This window comes from Cytobacillus sp. EB106-05-05-XG126, from assembly GCF_058791715.1.
This window is the reverse complement of the sequence record NZ_JBYTDU010000001.1, coordinates 99,872-120,111: the sequence shown is the minus strand read 5'-3', so window position 1 is coordinate 120,111 and position 20,240 is coordinate 99,872. Positions and strand designations below refer to the sequence as shown.

The 20,240-nt window shown below is 40.8% G+C and carries 21 protein-coding genes; 8 read left to right on the top strand and 13 right to left on the bottom strand.

Annotation, left to right across the window (positions count from 1 at the left end):
• The first annotated feature begins 5 nt into the window (after positions 1-5).
• Genes AC3WTL_RS00620 through AC3WTL_RS00610 form a run of 3 tightly spaced genes read left to right on the top strand, consistent with a single transcriptional unit; the run spans position 6 to position 2,775 of the window.
• Positions 6-776: a sensor histidine kinase gene (locus AC3WTL_RS00620; RefSeq protein WP_048010382.1), complete on the top strand. Its 771-nt coding sequence runs from the start codon at positions 6-8 to the stop codon at positions 774-776.
• Entirely contained in the window at positions 773-1,465 is a 693-nt protein-coding gene (locus AC3WTL_RS00615) for a response regulator transcription factor (protein ID WP_048010383.1), read from the top strand. Before AC3WTL_RS00620 ends, AC3WTL_RS00615 begins: the two co-directional genes overlap by 4 nt.
• The gene (locus AC3WTL_RS00610) at positions 1,462-2,775 is read left to right on the top strand and encodes an SLC5/6 family protein (RefSeq protein ID WP_048010384.1); all 1,314 of its coding nucleotides are present in this window, start codon (positions 1,462-1,464) and stop codon (positions 2,773-2,775) included. The genes AC3WTL_RS00615 and AC3WTL_RS00610 overlap by 4 nt, the downstream gene beginning before the upstream one ends.
• A 101-nt stretch (positions 2,776-2,876) precedes the next feature.
• On the opposite strand, the gene AC3WTL_RS00605 is transcribed toward AC3WTL_RS00610, so the two are convergent.
• From AC3WTL_RS00605 to AC3WTL_RS00565, 9 genes are all read right to left on the bottom strand, one after another.
• A complete protein-coding gene (locus AC3WTL_RS00605; RefSeq protein ID WP_226619365.1) occupies positions 2,877-3,245 on the bottom strand; it encodes a cupin domain-containing protein in 369 nt (122 codons plus the stop codon).
• Positions 3,246-3,271: 26 nt separating this feature from the next.
• The gene (gene allE, locus AC3WTL_RS00600; protein WP_048010443.1) at positions 3,272-4,036 is read right to left on the bottom strand and encodes a (S)-ureidoglycine aminohydrolase; all 765 of its coding nucleotides are present in this window, start codon (positions 4,034-4,036) and stop codon (positions 3,272-3,274) included.
• A 25-nt stretch (positions 4,037-4,061) separates the two neighbouring features.
• Positions 4,062-5,324 carry an allantoate deiminase gene (gene allC / locus AC3WTL_RS00595; protein WP_048010385.1) on the bottom strand — a complete coding sequence of 421 codons (1,263 nt, stop codon included), beginning with the start codon at positions 5,322-5,324 and terminating at the stop codon, positions 4,062-4,064.
• A gap of 43 nt (positions 5,325-5,367) precedes the next feature.
• Positions 5,368-6,759, bottom strand: a complete 1,392-nt coding sequence (allB, locus tag AC3WTL_RS00590; RefSeq protein ID WP_222498661.1) for an allantoinase AllB — start codon at positions 6,757-6,759, stop codon at positions 5,368-5,370.
• A gap of 181 nt (positions 6,760-6,940) precedes the next feature.
• On the bottom strand, positions 6,941-8,176 hold the full coding sequence (locus AC3WTL_RS00585; protein ID WP_222498660.1) for an amidohydrolase: 1,236 nt from the start codon (positions 8,174-8,176) through the stop codon (positions 6,941-6,943).
• A 71-nt stretch (positions 8,177-8,247) separates the two neighbouring features.
• Complete coding sequence (locus tag AC3WTL_RS00580) at positions 8,248-9,795, bottom strand: glutathione ABC transporter substrate-binding protein (protein ID WP_222498762.1); 1,548 nt, start codon at positions 9,793-9,795, stop codon at positions 8,248-8,250.
• 143 nt (positions 9,796-9,938) lie between these two features.
• On the bottom strand, positions 9,939-11,417 hold the full coding sequence (locus AC3WTL_RS00575; protein WP_492368775.1) for an amidohydrolase family protein: 1,479 nt from the start codon (positions 11,415-11,417) through the stop codon (positions 9,939-9,941).
• Positions 11,414-12,922, bottom strand: coding sequence for an amidohydrolase family protein (locus AC3WTL_RS00570; protein ID WP_492368774.1), 1,509 nt, complete (start codon positions 12,920-12,922; stop codon positions 11,414-11,416). Before AC3WTL_RS00570 ends, AC3WTL_RS00575 begins: the two co-directional genes overlap by 4 nt.
• A gap of 129 nt (positions 12,923-13,051) precedes the next feature.
• Positions 13,052-13,417 carry a DUF488 domain-containing protein gene (locus AC3WTL_RS00565; protein ID WP_492368773.1) on the bottom strand — a complete coding sequence of 122 codons (366 nt, stop codon included), beginning with the start codon at positions 13,415-13,417 and terminating at the stop codon, positions 13,052-13,054.
• Between the two features lie 115 nt (positions 13,418-13,532).
• Here AC3WTL_RS00565 and AC3WTL_RS00560 point away from each other — a divergent pair, with 115 nt between their 5' ends.
• Positions 13,533-13,757, top strand: a complete 225-nt coding sequence (locus AC3WTL_RS00560) for a hypothetical protein (RefSeq protein ID WP_048010392.1) — start codon at positions 13,533-13,535, stop codon at positions 13,755-13,757.
• 39 nt (positions 13,758-13,796) lie between these two features.
• Here the strand turns inward: AC3WTL_RS00560 and hemG are convergent, their stop codons facing one another.
• The 3 genes from hemG to AC3WTL_RS00545 all read right to left on the bottom strand — a co-directional run bounded on the left by hemG (position 13,797) and on the right by AC3WTL_RS00545 (position 17,457).
• Positions 13,797-15,182 (bottom strand): protoporphyrinogen oxidase, encoded by a 1,386-nt coding sequence (hemG, locus tag AC3WTL_RS00555; protein WP_222498656.1) that lies wholly within the window; start codon positions 15,180-15,182, stop codon positions 13,797-13,799.
• A gap of 114 nt (positions 15,183-15,296) precedes the next feature.
• Positions 15,297-16,361, bottom strand: a complete 1,065-nt coding sequence (locus AC3WTL_RS00550; RefSeq protein ID WP_492368772.1) for a C45 family autoproteolytic acyltransferase/hydrolase — start codon at positions 16,359-16,361, stop codon at positions 15,297-15,299.
• An 82-nt stretch (positions 16,362-16,443) separates the two neighbouring features.
• Positions 16,444-17,457 (bottom strand): DUF1835 domain-containing protein, encoded by a 1,014-nt coding sequence (locus AC3WTL_RS00545; protein WP_492368771.1) that lies wholly within the window; start codon positions 17,455-17,457, stop codon positions 16,444-16,446.
• A 148-nt stretch (positions 17,458-17,605) separates the two neighbouring features.
• Between AC3WTL_RS00545 and AC3WTL_RS00540 the strand changes: the two genes are divergently transcribed.
• The 4 genes from AC3WTL_RS00540 (at position 17,606) to AC3WTL_RS00525 (ending at position 19,439) form a co-directional block, all read left to right on the top strand.
• Complete coding sequence (locus AC3WTL_RS00540; protein WP_222498653.1) at positions 17,606-18,082, top strand: glutathione peroxidase; 477 nt, start codon at positions 17,606-17,608, stop codon at positions 18,080-18,082.
• Positions 18,082-18,543 carry a MarR family winged helix-turn-helix transcriptional regulator gene (locus AC3WTL_RS00535; RefSeq protein WP_492368770.1) on the top strand — a complete coding sequence of 154 codons (462 nt, stop codon included), beginning with the start codon at positions 18,082-18,084 and terminating at the stop codon, positions 18,541-18,543. Before AC3WTL_RS00540 ends, AC3WTL_RS00535 begins: the two co-directional genes overlap by 1 nt.
• Positions 18,544-18,630: 87 nt before the next feature.
• On the top strand, positions 18,631-18,933 hold the full coding sequence (locus AC3WTL_RS00530; protein WP_492368769.1) for a DUF5634 family protein: 303 nt from the start codon (positions 18,631-18,633) through the stop codon (positions 18,931-18,933).
• Positions 18,934-19,022: 89 nt separating this feature from the next.
• Positions 19,023-19,439 carry a VOC family protein gene (locus tag AC3WTL_RS00525; protein WP_492368768.1) on the top strand — a complete coding sequence of 139 codons (417 nt, stop codon included), beginning with the start codon at positions 19,023-19,025 and terminating at the stop codon, positions 19,437-19,439.
• A gap of 39 nt (positions 19,440-19,478) precedes the next feature.
• Here AC3WTL_RS00525 and AC3WTL_RS00520 read toward each other — a convergent pair whose 3' ends face one another.
• The gene (locus AC3WTL_RS00520; RefSeq protein WP_492368767.1) at positions 19,479-20,231 is read right to left on the bottom strand and encodes an AAA family ATPase; all 753 of its coding nucleotides are present in this window, start codon (positions 20,229-20,231) and stop codon (positions 19,479-19,481) included.
• Positions 20,232-20,240 lie beyond the last annotated feature (9 nt).

Below are 20,240 nucleotides of genomic sequence, written 5' to 3'. Positions count from 1 at the left end.
ACCCCATGCTGCCTATTGAATCATTCTCCATATACATTATGTTTTGTGTTCTGGTTCCGCTGGCAGGGGCCTTTACCCTGCTATTTTTATTTGTTTTTGAAAAAAGAATTGACCTACTTGAGAAGCAAAAAAGAGAAATAGCGCTGGAAAGTGAATTGCAGACAGCTTTATACAATCAATTAAACCAGGAAATCCAGCCGCATTTCTTTTTTAATACCTTAAATTCAATCCTTGCTCTAGCCAGGCTCGACCGCAAAGAAGAATTGATACGGTCGATTGAAACCCTTTCAAAACTCCTGAAATTTAAATATCGGACTTTAAATAACTTTATCTCAATTGAAGATGAACTTACGTATGTTAATTACTATCTGGAGATACAAAAAACCAGATTTAGAGATCGTCTTCATTATGAAATTCAACTGGACAATCATGTGAATAAAGCCATTATCATTCCCTTTTTAATACAAACTCTTGTGGAAAATGCTTTTAAGCATGCCTTTGAAAGACATATTGGCGAGGCTTTATTAAAAATAAAAGTAATAAAGATTGAATCATCCATTCATGTCTCAGTGTGGAACAATTCCATAGAACGCTATGAAGCAAGTCCCCTGGATGGCGGGGTGGGGCTGGAGAACATAAAAAGAAGACTTGAGCTTTTATTCCCCCATGATGAAACTTCTGTTCAATTAACAGACCAGGGGGATGGAACAGCTGTTTTGGCTATATTCCCCCACGTTATTATGTCAGAAAAATTGGAAGGAGAAAGGATGCAATGAATATTTTGCTTGTAGATGATGAACTTATCGAATTGGAACAGCTGGAATATCTCATCAAAAAGAAATTTCCCAATTGGATTCTTTACAAGGCTCAGGATGCCTCTCAAGCTCTTCAGATTATTAAGAAGCATGACATCTTTCTTGCATTCCTTGATATTCAGCTCCCAGGAAAATCAGGGTTAGATTTAGCAATGGAGCTTTCCTCAGCTGGTGACATTGATTTAATCATGGTTACAGCTTATCAAAATTTTGATTATATTCAAAAGTCACTCAGACTCGGGGTAATTGATTATATTACAAAGCCCGTCATTGAAGAGGAATTAATGAGCGTTTTGCGAAGGTATGAACGAATTGGCAGCTACTCTGAGCAGATTGTTAAAGCCTTGCAAATTATTCAAAAGGAATACAATGAAAAACTTACTTTAAATTATTTAGCATCTAAAATTCATATCAATTCAGCTTATCTGAGCAGAAAGTTTCATGAGGAAGTAGGAATGGGGTTTTCCGAATACTTAAATGACTTTCGATTAAAACAGGCACAAAAAATGCTGATTGAAAGTCCTGATTTAAGTATTAGCAGTATTTCAGAAAAGTGCGGCTTTAACAGTCAGCACTACTTTAGTCAAATCTTTCGGAAAATGACTGGCCAATCTCCAAGGGATTACCGCCTGAAGGAGACTTCACAATGAAGAAAACCGATTTTCAATACTATATTGGCGGGGCATTCCAGCTCGGAATCGGTTTTGGTGTTGTGAGTCTTTTGTCCAGATGGGTAACAGGCAATACCATTCTTTCATCGCCCGAAACATTAATAAAGTACGGACTAACCGGAGGAATCGGCTATTCTCTTATGGGGGCACTTGCACTCATCTTATTTGGAATATTAGCAAAAAGGATTCGGGATCGGTTTCACGACCATCAAACGATAGGAGATGTATTGCGCGAAAGATTGACTCCACGCGGCTACTGGTTCATGATCTTTCTTCTTCTTGTGATTAGTTTCCATTCTATATTTGTTCAGGCTATGGGTGCAGGAATCCTTCTGCACATGATTTTTCCCCTGCCTGTTTTTTCTGGTATGGTTTTCTTTTTATTGTTTTGTTTTTTTATTGGGGGCATAGGAGGCATGCAAAGAATTCATCAGCTTGCAGGCATTAATGTTGTGCTCATATTCAGCGCTGTCATCGTCATCCCTGTTTACTTTTATATCCAGGAAGGTGTGTATCCTGTTTATGAAGGCATTAAATTATATCATCCATACATACTTTATGTTAAAAACACGGAAGCTATTTTGTTTATTTTCACAGCCATTTTAATTGGCTTTGGACAAGTGATTATCGATCGTGCCTCATGGCAGAGAGTTTTTATTATAAAAAAAGAAAAGCTGAGAATTACGTTTACATTAGCGGGTTTAATATGGGCAACGATTCCTCTTGCATTATCATCGCTGATCATGATTATTATTTTTGGAAGAAGCTATGATTCCATCTATTCTTTGTTATTTGAGTTAATTGGAAAAATCAATTCAACTTTGCTTATTGTTTTATTTGTCCTGTTTTGCTTCAGTGCCATTTCATCTGCCATTAGTGCAGAATTACATGCTATTGTCACATTAATCATTAAAAATATCGCTGGTGTGCTTCGCCCTCTCAGCAATAAAGAAAAATGGGGATTCACCTATCTGTTTTCCGGAGCCATTTGTCTATTATTACTAATTATCGTTAGTATCCTGCCTCCATCCCCTATTGAACTGCTGTTTTTTTTCGGTAATATTTATGCTTCCATGATCGTTCCAATGCTATACATTATACTAGGGAGTAAAACCTTGCCTGCCCTTATTCCCCTTGCCTCTATTATTGGGACTGCCGGGGGGTTTGCAGCTTTGCCTATTATGGAAAATATTCTTACGATTTGGATCAGCTTTTCTCTGTCCAGCTTAATTTGCTTAAGTTATTTCATTTACAATCTATTAAGAACTAAGCTGACTGTGAACGTCTAGCGGGGACACCTTATGAATATATATTTCGTGTTCAATTCAGCATATCGCTCTCTTCCAGAAGATCTGGCTTAGAGCGATATGTTTTTTATCTGAATGCAGATTTAATATCTTGTAATATCCATTGGCAGAGAGCCAGCAGCAAATCCAACAAATAGAAATCTATCCTTCCCTGTATTGCGCATTCCATGAATCTGATTAGGCTTAGCAAGGATCACCATGCCTTTACTTATTTGAATTTCATTCTCCAAGTCAGGAAAGTAGGTTCCTGTTCCCTCCATACAAACCCACATATCATCTACATTTGAGTGAGAATGCAAATATACCTCCTGGCCTGGTTCCAGACACCAGACAGCCCCGACTGTTTTATCAGTTTCATAAAAATAGTTCTTTTGCGGTTTCTCAGGATCAAACTTTGCTATTTTATCGATTTCAAAGACTCTTTCTTCCATAATCCTCTGTATGTTTGACACCGTTATTTCTCCTCTCCTGAAATTTTTTATAATTCAGCGTCCCGATTGCAATCTTTTGAGTAGACATATGTTAAATTTTCTCTCCCTACTGCATACGCGGCCTGGTGAACATAAGGGCCCATGAAAATATAATCGCCCTTTTTGACTGGGATCCACTTGTTATCGAGATTATACATCCCTTCCCCAGAGAGGATATATGCTCCGTGTTCCTGTACATGTGTTTCAATAAACGGGTGGCTCGCAGCAGGATCGAACGAAAGGATATGAAAATTCATATCAAAATCTAAATCAGCAGGCAGCAGATCTTTAATGTTTACATTATGCATATCATCGTAGTTCCTGAATTCAATTCTATTTGCATGACCTGATATAACCCATGGCTTCCGCCCTTCAAGAGGGCGATATTTCTGCTTGTATAAAAAGAGCTTAGAATCCCCATCGTCCAAATTTTCCAAATACATTTTCACTCCCGGCGGACAATAAAGGTATCCGCTATCCTCCAGGATAAACTCTTTTTCATCTGCAGAAGCTTTTATTTTTCCCTCCAGTATGTAAACAAATGTCTGAACATCCTCCTGTCCGCCGAATCCTTCCTTATTTCCGCCTCCTTTTTTCATTGTCACATAATAGTCGACAAAGCTTGCCCCTAGCTTAGGAGAACCTAAAATCGAAATAAGGCAATGATCAAATCCAGGAATAACATTGTTCACTAATCCTTCTGGTGCAATTAAAGCAAATTTCCCATGTTCTATTACAGACCTGCTTGATAATAGATCTTTTGGATAGCCCATACATAACTCCCCTTTTTCATTGATATTATTTATAAGCCAATTCATATAAAGTGCTGATCAGTGCTTTAACTCCTTCAGCTAAATCAGCTGGCGCAGTATATTCACCAGGGTTATGGCTAATGCCCTTTTCACTCGGAACAAATAGCATGGCCGCCGGAATGGAGGCTGCAAAAATTTGTGCATCATGGCCTGCACCACTATGCATTACTTTATAGCTCAAGTTTTTTTCCTTGCACTTCTTCTCAATTAATTCCGTAATTTCAGGATCCATTGGGACCGGATCGGTATCAAGCCATTTTTCAATGACCGTTTCAACCCCATGCTCTCGTGATATATCATTTATTTTTTCTATAAATCTTTCAGTAAAATGGGATATCGTATTTTTATCAATATGGCGCAGATCTAAAGTAAACGCAGCTTTTCCCGGCACCACATTTGCAATGTTGGGTGAAATATCAACCCTCCCGACAGTTGCTACCAGCGGGTCACCATATTGCTCTGCCATATTAAGTGTTTCATATATCATTTGGCTGGCAGCATACACAGCATCTTTGCGATATGCCATGGGTGTTGTTCCAGCGTGATTGGCTTGACCTTTTACTTCAATTGTAAAACGCCTTTGCCCAACGATGCATTTCACAATACCAACAGGATTTTTTTCAGTTTCAAGAACATTTCCCTGTTCGACGTGGATCTCTACGAATACTTTCAGGTCCTGCCGCGGAGATTGGGTTTCATCCCTAAATCTGAACCCTGCCTCATTTATGGCGTCAGAAAAAATTACTCCATTTGAATCTGCAAGATTTTCAACATCCTTTTTATATGCGCATCCTGCCATATTCTTTGAACCCCAAAAGCAATAAGGAAATCTGCTTCCTTCTTCTTCTGCCAGTGAAACAACCTCGAGATTGCGTTTTGGAGTTCCATAATGTTCTTTCAAATAAATTAAAGCCAGAATCCCAGCCACAATACCATACTGGCCGTCATACAATCCGCCATTTTTCACAGTATCTATATGGGATCCTGTTAAAACGGTCTCTGTTTGATTTACTCCCTTCAGTATTCCGCTAAGATTTCCCACTTCATCAAACTTTACTTCCAACCCCTCGGCTTCCATCCATCTTTTCAAAGCTTGCTGAGTATCCGTCCATTGCTGGGAGTATAACAGCCGGGTAATTCCTCCTTCCGGGTCCTTTGCAAATGAACCCAGCCATTCAAGCCTGTTCACAATATGTTCTGCTAAATTTTCATATTCAAGTTTCCCCTGCAAATTGATTAAGTCTGTCATCCCAAATTCCCCTATCTATAATCTTTCTGCGGACTATTTGATTTCAGATCATATTCAAAGCTGACCTGCCGTTTTTTAACTTAAGGGCTTTTCCGAGAGGTTTTCCAACAATCCCCTGATCCAAATCATATACAATCCTGCCGCGGACAAGGGTTTTAGTTATCCGGCAATTAATCACCCTCCCAATGTATGGGCTATGCTTATGCCGATAATACAAACCTTCCTCCTCAACAACATAGGAACGATTAGCATCAATGAAGATGATATCTGCATCCATTGATACTGCTATTTCTCCTTTATTGGGAATGTTAAAACGTTCAGCGGGATTAGAAGAAATCATTCTTGCAAAATGAGTGATTGGCAGCTTTCTTTTCAAAACCGCTTCATCAAACATTAAATCAACGCTGTTTTGACACCCAGTGATTCCTCCCCACACTTCGAAAAAATTATTTGAAGAACTATACTTCATTTCAGGAGGACATGGTGAATGATCAGATGTTAACATATCAATCTTGCCTTCTATTAACTTTTTCCATAGCTTTTCCTGATCTTCTTTACTTCGCAGCGGAGGAGAGCATTTGGCAGCCGGGCCAATTTTTTCGAACTGTTCAGATGATATCGTAAAATAATGGGGACACGATTCAAGAGAGACATCCTGACCCGCGCTGCGGGCCTTCATAATTTCTTCTACTGCTTCCGCGGTGCTAATGTGCACAAAATGAATGGGGCACTTGGTTTCTTTACCAAAATAAAGAGCACGTTTCACTGCTTCAACCTCTGTTAAAACAGGCCTTGAAAAGACATAATCTGCAGCAGCTGTCCTTCCCTGGACCGTTAACTCTTCGCCTAACCGATCGGTAATTTGGGCATTTTCCGCATGAATGGATAAAATTCGTCCCAGTTCAGCAATCTTTTTCATCCCCGCAAAAAGGGTATAATCATCCACATTGGAAAAATCATCGGGATTATCCGTTCCACAAGTGGACATAAAGCATTTATATGCGATAACTCCTTCATCTGAAAGTTCTTCAAGCCTTTCAAGATTGCCTGGAACAAGTCCGCCATAAAATGCATAATCAATATAATTTTTCCCTTTGGCTGCTTCTGCCTTTAATTGCAGTGTGTGCCTGTCTATCGTAGCCGGAAGGGCATTCAATGGCATATCCGCATAGCATGTAGTTCCTCCTGCTGCCAGCGCTTGAGTTCCAGTTATAAACCCTTCCCACTCTGTTCGGCCAGGCTCACAAATATGGACATGAGTATCGATCATTCCAGGCATAACATATTGATCAGATGCATCGATAATCTGTTCAGCTTCATGATCAATTGTTTCCGCAATCGCTGCAATTTTTCCATTTATAATGGCGATATCATTCTTTATTACCTCTTCTTTAAGAACCACATTGCCGCCTTTTATAATCAAATCATATATCATCGCATTTCCCCCTCTGCTTTTAATATTTATCCTGCTTTTTGAGGAATCTAAAAAACTGCTTTATTAAATTGTATAAAAAAATCTAACTATTTTTTTCGGATTCCTTTACCAATTTTTTAGTTTTCTTTACTTCTTCAATTTTTAGAAATATATTAGAAGACAATAACCAGAGAATGAAAGATCACTCTGCATTTATGCCTTTTTTATCGCAAACTAAAGTTCCCTTATAGTACACTGCATGGCGTTCCGCCCTTCTCGCCATAGCCTCTGCTGAACAGCTTGCATCGACAAGGACCATGCTGGCTTCATCACCAGGTGCTGGCCAGATCCGGTTTCCCTTCTGATCAAGCGGCGTTCTGCCCCCTGTAATATATCTAAATGCCTGTGAAAGAGACTTTTCATCCGTCCATCTATACCGTTCAATTAAACGGCCTGCTCTTTCCAGGATATCTCCATTTCCTGTTGGCCACCATGAATCAAAAATATTATCGTTTCCGACAGCAACCTCTACTCCCCAATCACTTAACAGATCAACAGGCGGGATCGCACGTCCAGACGGAAGGCTAGTAACGATCGAAATACGAGCGTCTTTTAAAATCTCTGCCACCTCGGAGGCTTCTTCCCTTGAAACATCCCCCAGGCCAAATGCATGGCTAATTGCAACCCTTCCTTCCCAGCCAGCTTCCTTAGTCAGAAAGGCCAGTCTTTTCATTGTAAAAGTCCCAAGGTGACCAGGATCATGTAAATGCAAGTCAATATCTGCATCGCCTTCTACAGCTAAATCCATCAATTGAACAAGCGAGGCTTCAATATTGTTGTCAACAGTAGCAGGATCGACCGCACCTACAATTCCAGCACCGTTTCTAATAGCTTCTCTAATAAGCTGAGGTGTCCCTGAGCGCAGCAAACCATGCTGGGCAAAGGCCACAATCTCGGAGCTGGCATAGCCTGAAAATTCCTCCAATGTCTGCTGAACTTCAGCTAAATTCCGTAATTGGACTTCAGGGTATATATCCACATGGGTTCTAATGTGAGTTGATCCATAGGATATTAGCTGCTTAAGCAAAGCTTTTGACCGCTGATAAGTGCTTGAAGACATAGATAACAATGCATTCTTTTCAATTTCACATCGATCTATGACACCCGATGCAGGGATACAGGCTCTCCACTTATCCCCCATATACGTTTTATCAAGATGGACATGCTTTTCAACAAAGGATGGCAATAACAGCAGTCCCTTTGCATCTTCTATTGGCAGATTATCAGAGGACGCCTCTAATTCCTTCGTAATCTTAGCAATGCAGCCGTCCTCTATTAATAAATGAAATTGATCTGTTATTGTACCTGACACTCTATTATTCTCATTTTTGTATCCGCATTCTAATCGCACATTCTTCAGCCAATAGCTATTATTCATTTTCATTCACCTTTCCGGCCCCGGACAAGATAAAAGGGTACCCAGAATGGATATCCCTCTTATCTTAGAGCTTATTTAATTGAAATGTCATTGATCTCCAAGTATCCAGATGGACTTATAGAGAAGCCTTTTACATCTTTTGAAATAGCCGCCATATTCTCAATTACACGAACCGGAATATATACGGATTCTTCCATTTCGATTTCCTGAGCTTTTGCATAGAACTCCATCCGCTTATCCGAATCTTTTTCAGCGCGTGCAGCTTCTATTAAGCTGTCCACTTCTTTATTGCTGTAAAAGAAGGTATTACCGGCAGCGCCGTGTGAACTGCTATGGAAAAGGTTATATTGATTATAATCAGCATCTCCCGTAGCGTTTCTCCAGCTTAAAATAAACATCTCGGAATCACCGCGGTTTACCTGTTCTACAAATGTCCCATATTCATATACCTGAATATCCAGTTTGATTCCAATACCTTTCAGCTGTGATTGAAGAACTTCCGCCATATTGATCCATTCTTTCTTATCCATCGTTTTTAAAGTTGTTTCAAAACCATTTGGGTAGCCTGCTTCTGTCAGAAGTCTTTTTGCCTCATTGAGATTATATTCATAGGCCTTCAAACTTTCATGGTATCCAAACACCTTTGGGCCGAGCAGTGAGTTGGACTTTTTCCCTACATTCTCAAATACCCCTTCTAGGATGGAATCCATTTCAACTGCATGCCCAACCGCTTTGCGGACTCGGGCATCATCGAATGGATCCTTTTCTACGTTGAACCCAATATATTCTGTGCCAAATCCTTCACTGCGGTAAATTTCTGCATTTTTGGAGTTTTCCACTGTTTCCATCATTGTGACCGAGAGCGGTTCGGCTATATGGGCTTCGCCGGTTTCGAGCATGGATATCCTTGTTGTTTCTTCAGGGACGATTTTAAATATTACTTTATCCAGCTTAGATTGAGTCCCCCAATACGACTCATTTTTGTTAAAAACAATTTCTTTGCCTGGTGTCCAGGACTCAAATACAAATGGGCCTGTCCCAACAGGTTCTTGAATCACTTTTTTTCCATATTTCTCGATAGTTTTTGGTGAGATGATGCCGCCTTCATGATTGGCCAATATGGATAGCAGGGGTGAAAACGGTTCTGATAACTTAAATTGAACAGTAAATTCACCGACTGCCTTTACCTCTTCTACCATTTTGAATACAACAGCTCTTGGGGAGGCAACATCGGGATCTAATAACCGGTCAAATGTTGCTTTCACTGCATCGGCATTAAAAGCAGTTCCGTCATGGAATGTTACATCTTCTCTAAGCTTGAACTCCCAAGTTGTTTCATCTAACTGTTCCCACTTTTCAGCCAGCACCGGCTTGATTTCCGCATTTTTATCCCGGCCAACAAGCCCCTCATAAATTTTATTATGCGTAACGCTGGCGGCATTGATCGTCGACATAAAATGATGATCTAAATTTTCTGCATCAGATAAACGGGCTATAACTAATGTTCCGCCGTTTTCAGATGCAACTCCCTTGGTATCCTGACTGCTGTTCACTTGCTTCTTAGTGGAACAGCCTGAAATAAGGATTGCGATCAGCAAAGCTAAAATGACTAACCCCATTCTTTTTTTCACTTTCAAATTCAATCCCCCTTTTTTAAGCCCTTAAGCCTTTATCTAATTATATAAAATATTCTGATTAATCTTTTTCTACTTTCTTTACATGTTTTTAAACTTTTTCTACTACTTATTCAAAATATTAAACATCATTGCTGATTAATAGAATCGACAAATTTGAAAGAAGGCGGCAGCAATTCATTCTCCGGAAGCTCTTGATAATCTCTTTTCAAATAACCTTTTCTCATTTTCATAAAATATTCTTGTGCTTTTCCCTTCAATGCCTCTAAATCAAGGTTGGGTAATTTTCGGTCTTTCATGACTACTTTCCCATTAATGATGGATAACTTGACATCTCTTCCAGTTCCGCTTACCATCACTGTCCTTAGGGGATCATCTAAAACTCCCATATGGAATCCGTCTAAATCAATTGCAATAATATCTGCTTTTGCACCGGCGCAAAGACGGCCCAAATCTTCTCTTCCCAGAAACTTTGCAGCCCCTAATGTAGCAGCACGGTAAAGGTCTGAGTATGATGAGTCTTTAACTTCTTTATTTACGATCCGGGAAAGCATGCTTCCTGTCCTGATATTCTGGAACATATCGGGAGGAAAGGTGTCTGTTCCCAACGCCAAATTAATTCCTGACTGCTTATATTTTGCAAAGGACTCCATTGCCTGCCCATGCCTTCCAATTATCAATGGGCAATGAATAACAGTTGTCCCCGTTTCCCTCAGAAGAGACAAATCATCCCCGCCACCTGTTTTTGCCTCACTGTATCCTGCAATAAAATGGGCATGAGGAATCGCCGTTCTGGATCCTAAAAATCCAAGATTATACAAGTGCCTAATTGGCGTTACGCCATATTTCTCAACCATAGTATGGTATTCAAAATCACCTTGGGCTGCATGCAATTTTATCGGAACTTTATAATGTTCACTATATTGCTTTGTCAGGAGAAGGCTTTCTTCCGTTTGACTTTCAATCCGCTCAGGTGCAAGCATTCCCCTGACCAAACCATTAAATGAACCATCAAACTCCTCCAAAAAACGCACAGCTCTTTCTAATCCTTGCCTTCCAGCTTCTTCATCCCAATAAATCTTTATATTGCCATCAGCCTGAACGACTCTTATCCCCGATTGATAGCTTGGCCCCATATATATACGCAGTCCCAGGTCAGCAGCATGCCTCGCTGCTGCAGCAAGCTCCTCATATGTTTCTGCCCATTTTTTATAATGCACAGAAGTGATTGGCATAGCAGTTGTAATTCCATGAAGGATCAGCTGTGAATAGGCATATAAAGATTTAAAGGCCTCTTCTTCAGCCGTCATAATTTCATGGTGCCCTTTCTTCACATACCTCTCTGACCAAAGCAGATTTTTCTGTCTTGCTGAACTGGCCTCCAAATGCAGGATATCATGATCAATATCGCCTAATGCATTCAAATCAATGAATCCCGGACTGATTAAAGCACAGCCGGCATCTATAACTTTATCAGCTTGGCCCGAATACCTTTTTCCAACATAAATGATGGTATCATTTTCAAAAACAACTTCAGCATTTTCTATCAGGACATGATCTTTTCCATCATATCCAATTACATATTTCCCCTTTAGTCTGGTCTTCATTGATGATCCCCTTTCTCCCCAGCAGCTTCTTCAGCGTTATGGTCCATTCCATCTCCATAGGTTCGTGTGTGACCCCAAAAATATTTCGTTTGCCTCATGTATCTTTCAAGACCAGCACGCTTAATTGTTGCGTCAGCTTCTTCATTTGCTTCAGCCAAAACTGCCCTTTCATCAACAGAGCAGACTTTTCTGTCTTTCATAAGAACCCTGCCATCTACGATAACATGCCCCACATCAGCTGCATAAGCTTGATGGACAAGCCGATGAATATGCATAAATTCAGGTGTTAAGTGCGGCTGATGCATGTTGACAGTTATAACATCGGCCTTTTTCCCCGCTTCCAGAGAACCCAATTCATCATCCCATCCAATACATTTTGCTGCATCAATCGTAACCATTTCCAGAAGTTTACCAGGAGGTAAGCAATATTCATCTCTATGAGCGGCCTGATGTATAAATTGTGTTTTTCTCATGGCTTGAAACATGTCGAAGCCAGTGGACGGTGAAGTGCCATCTGTTGATATGGCAACTGTTGTTCCCAGCTCGATCAATTCTATCATTGGTGTGCGGGCATGAATTTGGGAGAATCCAGGAGAGGCACTGACATTTGTTCCGGTTTCAGCTAATATTTTCGCTTCATCAAAGGATATCCCCCGGCAATGCTGAAGATGAACATCTGGACCTAAAAGAGCATTCTCCCAATCCTTTACTGCTAAGTGAATCATGCCACCAAAAGCATCAGAGTGGATTCTTGTATTATATTTTCTGGCAATTTCTCTGACTTTCTTTGCTTGGTATAAATCATGCTCTGTTAAATGATGAAGTTTCGCGGGTGAAGTTGGGCCAGACGGTTCAACTGATGTAACAATTACAAAAGGGGTAATAAAAGCTCTTGTCCGGTCTTGATTGGCATGGTTTAAAGCTTCAATCACTGCTTCAGCACCATTTAACACTTCCTCGTATGTGACTTCTTTGGTAATTCTTTGACCGTCTATCCACCTGCTGAATGAATGAGGCCATGGCGGATTGCAGGGACCGGTGCAAACAACCTCCCTGACACCAGTCTCTGCATAGGCTTTTGCATGATTGATGGCAAAAATCGGATCATCCGACCTTGGCATTGAGCCAAGAACAGATACACCTGTGGTTATGCCCGCCTTCAGACGTTCAAGCGCTGAAAGCTTTCCTTCAAAATACCAGAAATCATCTGTTACAAAATGCTTATACGTGTTCGTCATGATAGGCATCCAATCATCCAGGCTTTCCATTGCAATTGTCTTAAACATTGAATGCCCGCCATGTCCATGTACATCTATTAACCCCGGCAGGATACAATGATGGCTGCAATCTATTACTTCTTTCGCCTCATATTTTTCCAATAGTTTTTCACTCATACCCACATCCAGGATCCTGCTTCCTTTTATGGCAACAGCTCCATCATTGATGATTCGCCTGTTTTGATCCATAGTAATAACTGTTCCATGAATCAGGAGTAAATCGATCATTTCCTTCTCCCTCACTTCTTTTAACTTTAAGTATAGGAAAAAAGAAAACACTAAACTTTCAGAATCATTACTTAAATTTAAAGTATTTCTACCTTTTTTTTATTTTTTTCCTGCCTATAACATTAAGCTTCATTTCTCCTTGCTTAATAATTCTTCCAATAATACAATTGCATGGTTATTTACTGTATCTTTTGCAGCATATAGTAATGTAAGTTTTTGCTTCTTCGATATCTCGTACAGTTCTTCCATCTTGCGAATCTTGTCTGTCTGTGTGCGCAGCTCAATGAGATACTTTTCCCGGAACATACAGAAAAGTTCAGGTTTATGATTAAAAGTTTTTCTAATTCCGCTGCTTGGTGCAACTTCTTTCTCCCAGGCTGATAAATGTGCTTCTTCTTTTTTAATTCCCCTCGGCCACAGCCGATCCACTAATACTCGGTATCCATCAGCCTCTTCATACGGATCGTATACTCTTTTTATAGTAATTTCAGCCATTTCTTCACCACCAGATAATTTTCGCGTTTCTATCTCTCTTGTCATTTGCTATAATTTATACAAATACCAATCATACAAAATTTTCTAATTCAATTAAATGTGAGGTGCAAGGAATTTGACAGGTATTATTGCCGTTGTTATGACTTTCTCTATTCCCATCATTGCCATCCTGACTGTTCATACTCAAAAACTCGCAAAGATCAAACATAATATGATAAAAGATGAAATCACCTTGGAAAAGCTGAAGCAGGAAAACTTTTTGCTTGAAACCGAAAAAATGAAGCTCGAACTCGAGCAAATGAAGCTTGAAAGTCCTAAGGATCTTACCAAAATCATATAAGCAAAAAATCCCCATCTTACACAGAAGGGGATTTTTGTTTTACATATTCTCAATAATCTTACCGGCCGTTTCTGCCCCATTTTCAATGCAGTCAGGGATGCCGACACCGTAATAAGAGCAGCCTGCAAGCCATATTCCAGGGTATTCACGGCCCAGCCTGTTTTCAAGTGCTGCTACTGTCTCAGAATGGGAAATCAGATAGTTTGGCATTTTTCCAGTCCAATTCGTCACTTCACTTGCCAAAGGCTCAGCCGTTATGCCGAGGCTTTTTTCAATATCAGCCAGAGCCGTCTGCAGCAGCTCTTCTTCATTCATTTCCTTTAGAGATGCAAAGGCCGGATGGCTGCTTTTATAAAATAATCTTACAAGCAAATTACCGCTTTCTGATGTATGCTTCCACTTGCGGCTTGTCCATGTACAGGCATTACAGGTTAATTCATCCGTATTGGCCGTGATGAAGCCTGTCCCGTCTTCAGGCAGTTCGCTGTCTGGAATATCATAAGCAAGATAAATAGAAATCAGGGAACTGTTCTTCAAAGGTTCGAACTCCGCTTTCAGCTCCTCATCAGCGAACAGGGCTGCAGCGGCATTATGCGGAATGCTCAGCACTATATGATCCGCCTCCAGGGTTTCGCCATTTGAGAAATCAACCTTATATCCTCGATCCGTTTTTTCTATTTTAACAGCCTGTGTGCTTTTTAATATTTCTGTTCCGTCCAATCTTTCCTCATAAGCATCAATTAATGTATCCAGGCCCTTATTAAAGGAAAGGAACTTCTTTCCCCCGGCGCTCTGGAACACCTTTTTATTTTCCTCGAACCCTCTGATGATGCTGCCGTATTTTTCTTTATAATCAAACACCTGCGGAAGAGTCGAAGCAATCGTTAAGTCACTGAGATTTCCGGAATATACTCCCGAAAGAACAGGCGCAATTTGTTTTTCCACCAGTTCTTTTCCAAAGAAGTGCTCAAGGAAATCGCCGATGGAATCATTCTTTGTAAAGCGGTCATTCTTCGTATAAAAATCCTTCAGGGCTTCCACTTTTCCTTCTGCTGAAACAAGCGTGGATTTGGCAAGAGATTCAACACTGGCCGGGATTCCAAATACAGAATCTGCCGGTATCAGCTTCAGCTCGCCGTCAGTGTAAATATACGACCGTCCTGCCGCATTGTACACAACCGCTTCTTCCAAACCGAGCTCCTGGATAAAATTCATCGTATTTGCTTTGCGGGCAACAATCGAATCAGCTCCCGCCTCGATTGTAAATCCGCCTTCCCTTACTGTGCGGATTTTTCCGCCAAGCTGTTCTGCTGATTCTGCCAGCACAAGCCGTATATCCTGATTATTTTCTTTTTTCCACTTATTCAGCTCATACATGGCGGACAATCCTGTTACACCGCCGCCTATGACTAATACTGTTTTCACTCGTATGCACCTCAGTTTACATCCAATTCATATTTAAAGTGTACCACAACCTAAAGCTATGAAAGAATGTGAGGGTTTGTCCAAATGATGAATCTATTCTTTCAAATAGATTTATCATTTCCTGAACCAGTTCGCATGCTCATCCATATGCAAAAAAGGAATGTCCGTATCCACTTCACCAGTAATTCTATACATGTTAATGTCCTCGCCTTCAAGCCATCTTCTGAAGTCAAAAACAACAGGCTCTCTGTCGCCGCCAAGCGCAAACCAGGCTTTCATCTCCCCCGGCAGATAGGCTGATGTATGAATGGTCCCTGCCCAGCTTCCATAAAGATCTGAAAAGACACCTTTATCGCTATCATTCAGAAGGCGGAAGGCATCATGTGCACCCAGGCGCCCATCCTGACGGCTTTTCATGACATCCAGCCTGCGCATGCTGTCAGCCAGATGGTTGCGATTTTCATCCTTCATGATTTCAAAATGGTTTGTACAGGCAGTTGTCTGGCGGACCTCTACACCTCTCGGAGACGTTTCCACTGCATATGTCTCTCCGCTTGTGTCATACACCACATAGGTAAAGGAATGGCGATGGGGAATTTCCTTCAGCATCTCAACCGCTTCTTTGACATTTGCGCATGCCTCCAAAATCAGGCGGCCGATCATGCAGCAGATAAAGCCATCAGCAGGCTTTTTACGGTTCATGAAATTATAGCCGATGACAAGTCCTTTTTCATTCATGCCATCCATCCGGCCAGTCACTCTCTGGCTGGGACCCATAATCGCATAGCCCTGATCTGTTGGCTGATAAAAGGTATAGCGCCCCTCATAGGTTTTCGGATGGTAATCATAATTGCGGACCAGGTAATCAGCCCCTGTCAGGATGGAACAGCCTGAACGGACATAATCTAGTCGATATCCGCCAAATTCCTGTAACACCCGCTTCATCGGCCATTGCAACGCCGACTGTAACCCAAGCAGCTCATCCCAGATTCCGGGCGCAAACATCGTAATCGCTTTTTTCACTTCTGCTTCATTTATTGAAAAACGCGGCTTCCGTACCTTCCATTGATCCTCCCGATTTTTAACAGAAAGAGAATCCTTTATTTGCTCTCCCTGCATATAGCCAAAATCAAAGTGTGTGCCGCGGAATTGAATAATATCACTGTAAATCTTTTTCAAAGTTGATCCCTCTTCTATTCATTTCTTTTATTTAGAATAAAGGAAGGCTGCATGAAATTCCAGCCGAGGGATTTATGAAATTCTAAATCTCTTTCAATTTAATGCTATAAAACCTCATACTTTTCGGAATCCCTTTTATCGCAAATATTCCGTTATAAATCAGGGATCTTACTCTATACTCAGCAAAGCCATCACCAATTGGCTCATCCAGATGCCCTATCACTTCCCCGATTAATCTGGCTGATTTTATAAAACCCTTGTTGCTTTTATGAAGCTTTTTGGCTGACTCGATGATATAGTCATCAAAATAACTCTCTGGCACACTATGTATTTCATTCCCTTCCCATATGCGCAGTACTTCCTTTGTCATGGAGAGCGCCTGCCAATCCGATACAAACCTGTTTCTTTCTTCTGCAGATAAGGGACTTCCCATGTTTTTATCTAATATGATCTTCAGTTTTTCCGGAGCTGCTTCACCTGAGTGCCTTAAAAGGACTTGATTCTTTTTCGCATGAAAAAGCTCCTTATATGACTGAGCAGTATTAATAACATGCACATTATTATCTTTGTTTCTTAATAAGTGGAGGAAATACCGCAAACCGGTTTGTTCATCGGCGTTGTCAGCGGTCCAGATCACGATCGGTTTTCTTTCAGGAATGGAGCCAATCTCCTCAAGAGCTGAGGCTATTTTTCTTTCATATTCCTTTTCCAGATAATCTTCAGGTATATTAATATGATCCTTCAGCCAATCTAATCGATGTTTTCTCCCCTCCTCTTCATGCAGCCTCCAGAGAGGTCCATTGCTGAAGAAGTCAGGAAAGCCAATGACTTTATTTTCTTTACAGAGCCCAACCTTTAAAGCGCCTGCCGGTGATTCTCCGCACACTAAGTGATATGTTTCATATTCCCGCTCCAATTTTCCCTCTTGGGAATAAAAAATTATCTTTTTTTGAATATCATTGAGCAGTTCCATGATCTCTTCCTGAGAATCAGCGCTGTTTTTTAATAAATGAACCCGAAGCAATATGTGAAATAAATAGCTCTTCGCCCCATGCTCCGGGAGTTTCTCAATTGCTTCCCGCAATTCGTCCAACATTATAATCATCCTTTGTAAATGGATTGGAAATCTATCTTTCCTACGAATGAACCTTATTGCTAGTTTCATAAAAAGCTGATTTGTTGCAAAAAGAATTTAAATTGCTTAAGATTAAATCGTACACGATTTAAAAATAGGAGGTATCCCAATGACAACGATTTATGATTTTGAAGTCAAGAAAACGAATGGTGAATTGAAATCTCTGAAAGAATACGAAGGAAAGCCTCTAATTATCGTAAACACAGCAAGCAAATGCGGGTTGACTCCCCAATTTAAAGGGCTGCAGGAGCTCTATGAAAAGTATAAAGACAAGGGCCTTGAAATTCTTGGATTCCCTTGTGATCAGTTCAATAACCAGGAATTCGATAATATTGAGGAAACCACTGAGTTTTGCCAGCTCAATTATGGTGTGTCTTTCCCGATGTTCGCAAAAATTGATGTAAATGGCGACAATGCGGATCCATTGTTTGCTTACTTGAAAGAACAGAAAAAGGGCATTCTGTCCAAAAACATTAAGTGGAACTTTACCAAATTCCTCGTGGACCAGGGCGGCCAGGTGGTAGAACGCTATGCGCCAACAACAGAGCCGGGAAAAATTGAGGATGATTTGACGAAGTTATTGTAATGCCGGAATCAGGTGATGTTGTGAAGGATTTTTTTACACTGGATAAACAGCTTTGTTTTGCTGTTTATGAAACAGCAGGCGAATTTACCAAACTCTATACAAGTTCTCTTCAGCCTTTCGGCTTAACTTATCCGCAATATCTGGTTCTTCTCGCCCTTTGGGAAAAGGATGGCATGACAGCCAAAGAGCTTGGAGAAAGACTGAATCTTGGCACCGGGACACTTACCCCGATGATCTCAAGGATGATTTCTAACGGATGGCTTCGCAAAGAACGCTCCAAAGCGGATGAACGCAAGGTGTTTATCTTCCTTGAGGAAAAAGCACACAACGAAAAACAGGATATCACTAAATGTGTCGGAGAGGCCATTCAGACGTGCAGCATTGAACTCGAAGAATATGAAAAACTGATGAAGCTTCTCGGAAACCTGAGAATGAAGCTAAGGAGCAGAGTACCTCGCTGATGCAGGGTACTCTTTTCTCAGTTCCGTGTTTAATCCCTCCAAAAATAGCCATATTAAGGATAGCTAATATGGAAGGGAGCAAGCATAATGGAGTTTTTACCAAGAGAGCAAGTTTTAAATTCACTGCAGGAGCCATTTCATTCCTATTTAGACAAATATGGAATCGACGATATTGGCATTTTCGAGGAAGAAGGCCAGGACCAGCACTGCTATATGGGGTACACGGTGAAAAAAGCAGGGAAAACGTATCATGTGCATAGCCCATTCCTTAAAGATGGGAATGGAGGATTATCACCTGAAACAAATGAATGGACCATTGAATCAGATGAGCCCGATGGTGCTGATAGAAGCGGATTTACCAGTATAGAACAAGCACTTCAGGAATTATAAGGATTGTTGTGATTTTGACTTTTGAACTATATTAATATTAGAATATTTTGTCTATAATGGAATTGTATTTAAAGGAAGGAGTGGACGGGTTGGCTGTTAATGCCTATTTAAATTTTAATGGTAATACACGGGAAGCAATTGAATTTTATGTAAAGGCTTTTGAACTGGAAATGCCGGAGATTACCACTTTTGGTGAAACTCCGCAAAGCCCCGAATATCCTCTGCCGGAGGAAGCCAAAAATCTGGTTATGCATTCAAGCCTCACTATTTGCGGCAGTACTGTCATGTTTTCAGATACGTTTCCAGGTATGCCATTTACAGTAGGAAATAACATTAATCTCGCAGTTGTCATTAATGATGTGGATGACCTGAGAAAGTATTTTAACAACCTGGCAGATGGCGGTAATGTAACCATGGAGCTGCAGGAAACATTCTGGAGCAAGAGCTTTGGCCAGTTAACAGATAAATTCGGCGTTAACTGGATGTTCAGCCACGAAAGCGAATAACATACATAGACTAAATGGAGGCATGCGGCCTCCATTTTTTTATTCATTCAGCAAATGATGGAGCATTCTATTCTTATCATCAAAGAATTGCTTCATAATGCGGTAATGATTCGTTTCTTCCAGCTTCTTTTCCGAGATGCCATCATCAGTGAATTCATATATGGCTGCATCCGGATAGGCCATAATGATCGGAGAATGGGTAGCGATAATAAATTGTGAATGGTCGCTGACCAAATCATGAATTCTTGTTAGCATGGACATTTGCCTCAAGGGGGAAAGTGCCGCTTCAGGCTCATCCAGTATGTAGATTCCGCTGCCGCGAAAGCGATGAAGAAAGGTGGAGAAAAATGCTTCCCCATGCGACTGCTCATGTAAAGAACGGCCGCCAAAGGAGTCAATTACTTTTGGTGCGCCGCCTTCCCTGTCCATTTCCTCAATATTGGAAGCTACATTATAGAAGCTCTCTGCTCTTAAGAAAAAACCATCAGATGGTCTATCTACGCCTTTTATTACCTTTAAATATTCACCCAGTATGGAATGTGAATCAAAGGTAGAAAAATTAAAATTGAATGATCCGCCTTCCGCATTGAATCCCAACGCAACCGCTACTGCCTCCAGCAGGGTCGACTTACCCATCCCATTCTCGCCGATCAGAAAGGTGACTTTCGGGTGAAACGCCATCTCATCCAGCGTTTTCAGGCTCGGAAGGCTGAAGGGATACTGATGGAAGAATGGTATATCTTCTCTTTTAAGCCTAATGCCTCTTACGTACTGTGAACTTAATAGATCCATAATAATACC

Bases quoted from the DNA above. Each gene is read 5' to 3' on its own strand.
- AC3WTL_RS00620 (WP_048010382.1), top strand. From the start codon at position 6: ATGCTGCCTATTGAATCATTCTCCATATACATTATGTTTTGTGTTCTG.
- allE (WP_048010443.1), bottom strand. From the start codon at position 4,036: ATGGGCTATCCAAAAGATCTATTATCAAGCAGGTCTGTAATAGAACAT.
- AC3WTL_RS00535 (WP_492368770.1), top strand. From the start codon at position 18,082: ATGCCGGAATCAGGTGATGTTGTGAAGGATTTTTTTACACTGGATAAA.
- AC3WTL_RS00520 (WP_492368767.1), bottom strand. From the start codon at position 20,231: ATGGATCTATTAAGTTCACAGTACGTAAGAGGCATTAGGCTTAAAAGA.
- AC3WTL_RS00580 (WP_222498762.1), bottom strand. From the start codon at position 9,795: ATGGGGTTAGTCATTTTAGCTTTGCTGATCGCAATCCTTATTTCAGGC.
- AC3WTL_RS00575 (WP_492368775.1), bottom strand. From the start codon at position 11,417: ATGAAGACCAGACTAAAGGGGAAATATGTAATTGGATATGATGGAAAA.
- AC3WTL_RS00530 (WP_492368769.1), top strand. From the start codon at position 18,631: ATGGAGTTTTTACCAAGAGAGCAAGTTTTAAATTCACTGCAGGAGCCA.
- AC3WTL_RS00585 (WP_222498660.1), bottom strand. From the start codon at position 8,176: ATGAATAATAGCTATTGGCTGAAGAATGTGCGATTAGAATGCGGATAC.
- AC3WTL_RS00570 (WP_492368774.1), bottom strand. From the start codon at position 12,922: ATGATCGATTTACTCCTGATTCATGGAACAGTTATTACTATGGATCAA.
- AC3WTL_RS00565 (WP_492368773.1), bottom strand. From the start codon at position 13,417: ATGGCTGAAATTACTATAAAAAGAGTATACGATCCGTATGAAGAGGCT.
- allC (WP_048010385.1), bottom strand. From the start codon at position 5,324: ATGACAGACTTAATCAATTTGCAGGGGAAACTTGAATATGAAAATTTA.
- AC3WTL_RS00610 (WP_048010384.1), top strand. From the start codon at position 1,462: ATGAAGAAAACCGATTTTCAATACTATATTGGCGGGGCATTCCAGCTC.
- allB (WP_222498661.1), bottom strand. From the start codon at position 6,759: ATGATATATGATTTGATTATAAAAGGCGGCAATGTGGTTCTTAAAGAA.
- AC3WTL_RS00545 (WP_492368771.1), bottom strand. From the start codon at position 17,457: ATGTTGGACGAATTGCGGGAAGCAATTGAGAAACTCCCGGAGCATGGG.
- AC3WTL_RS00540 (WP_222498653.1), top strand. From the start codon at position 17,606: ATGACAACGATTTATGATTTTGAAGTCAAGAAAACGAATGGTGAATTG.
- AC3WTL_RS00615 (WP_048010383.1), top strand. From the start codon at position 773: ATGAATATTTTGCTTGTAGATGATGAACTTATCGAATTGGAACAGCTG.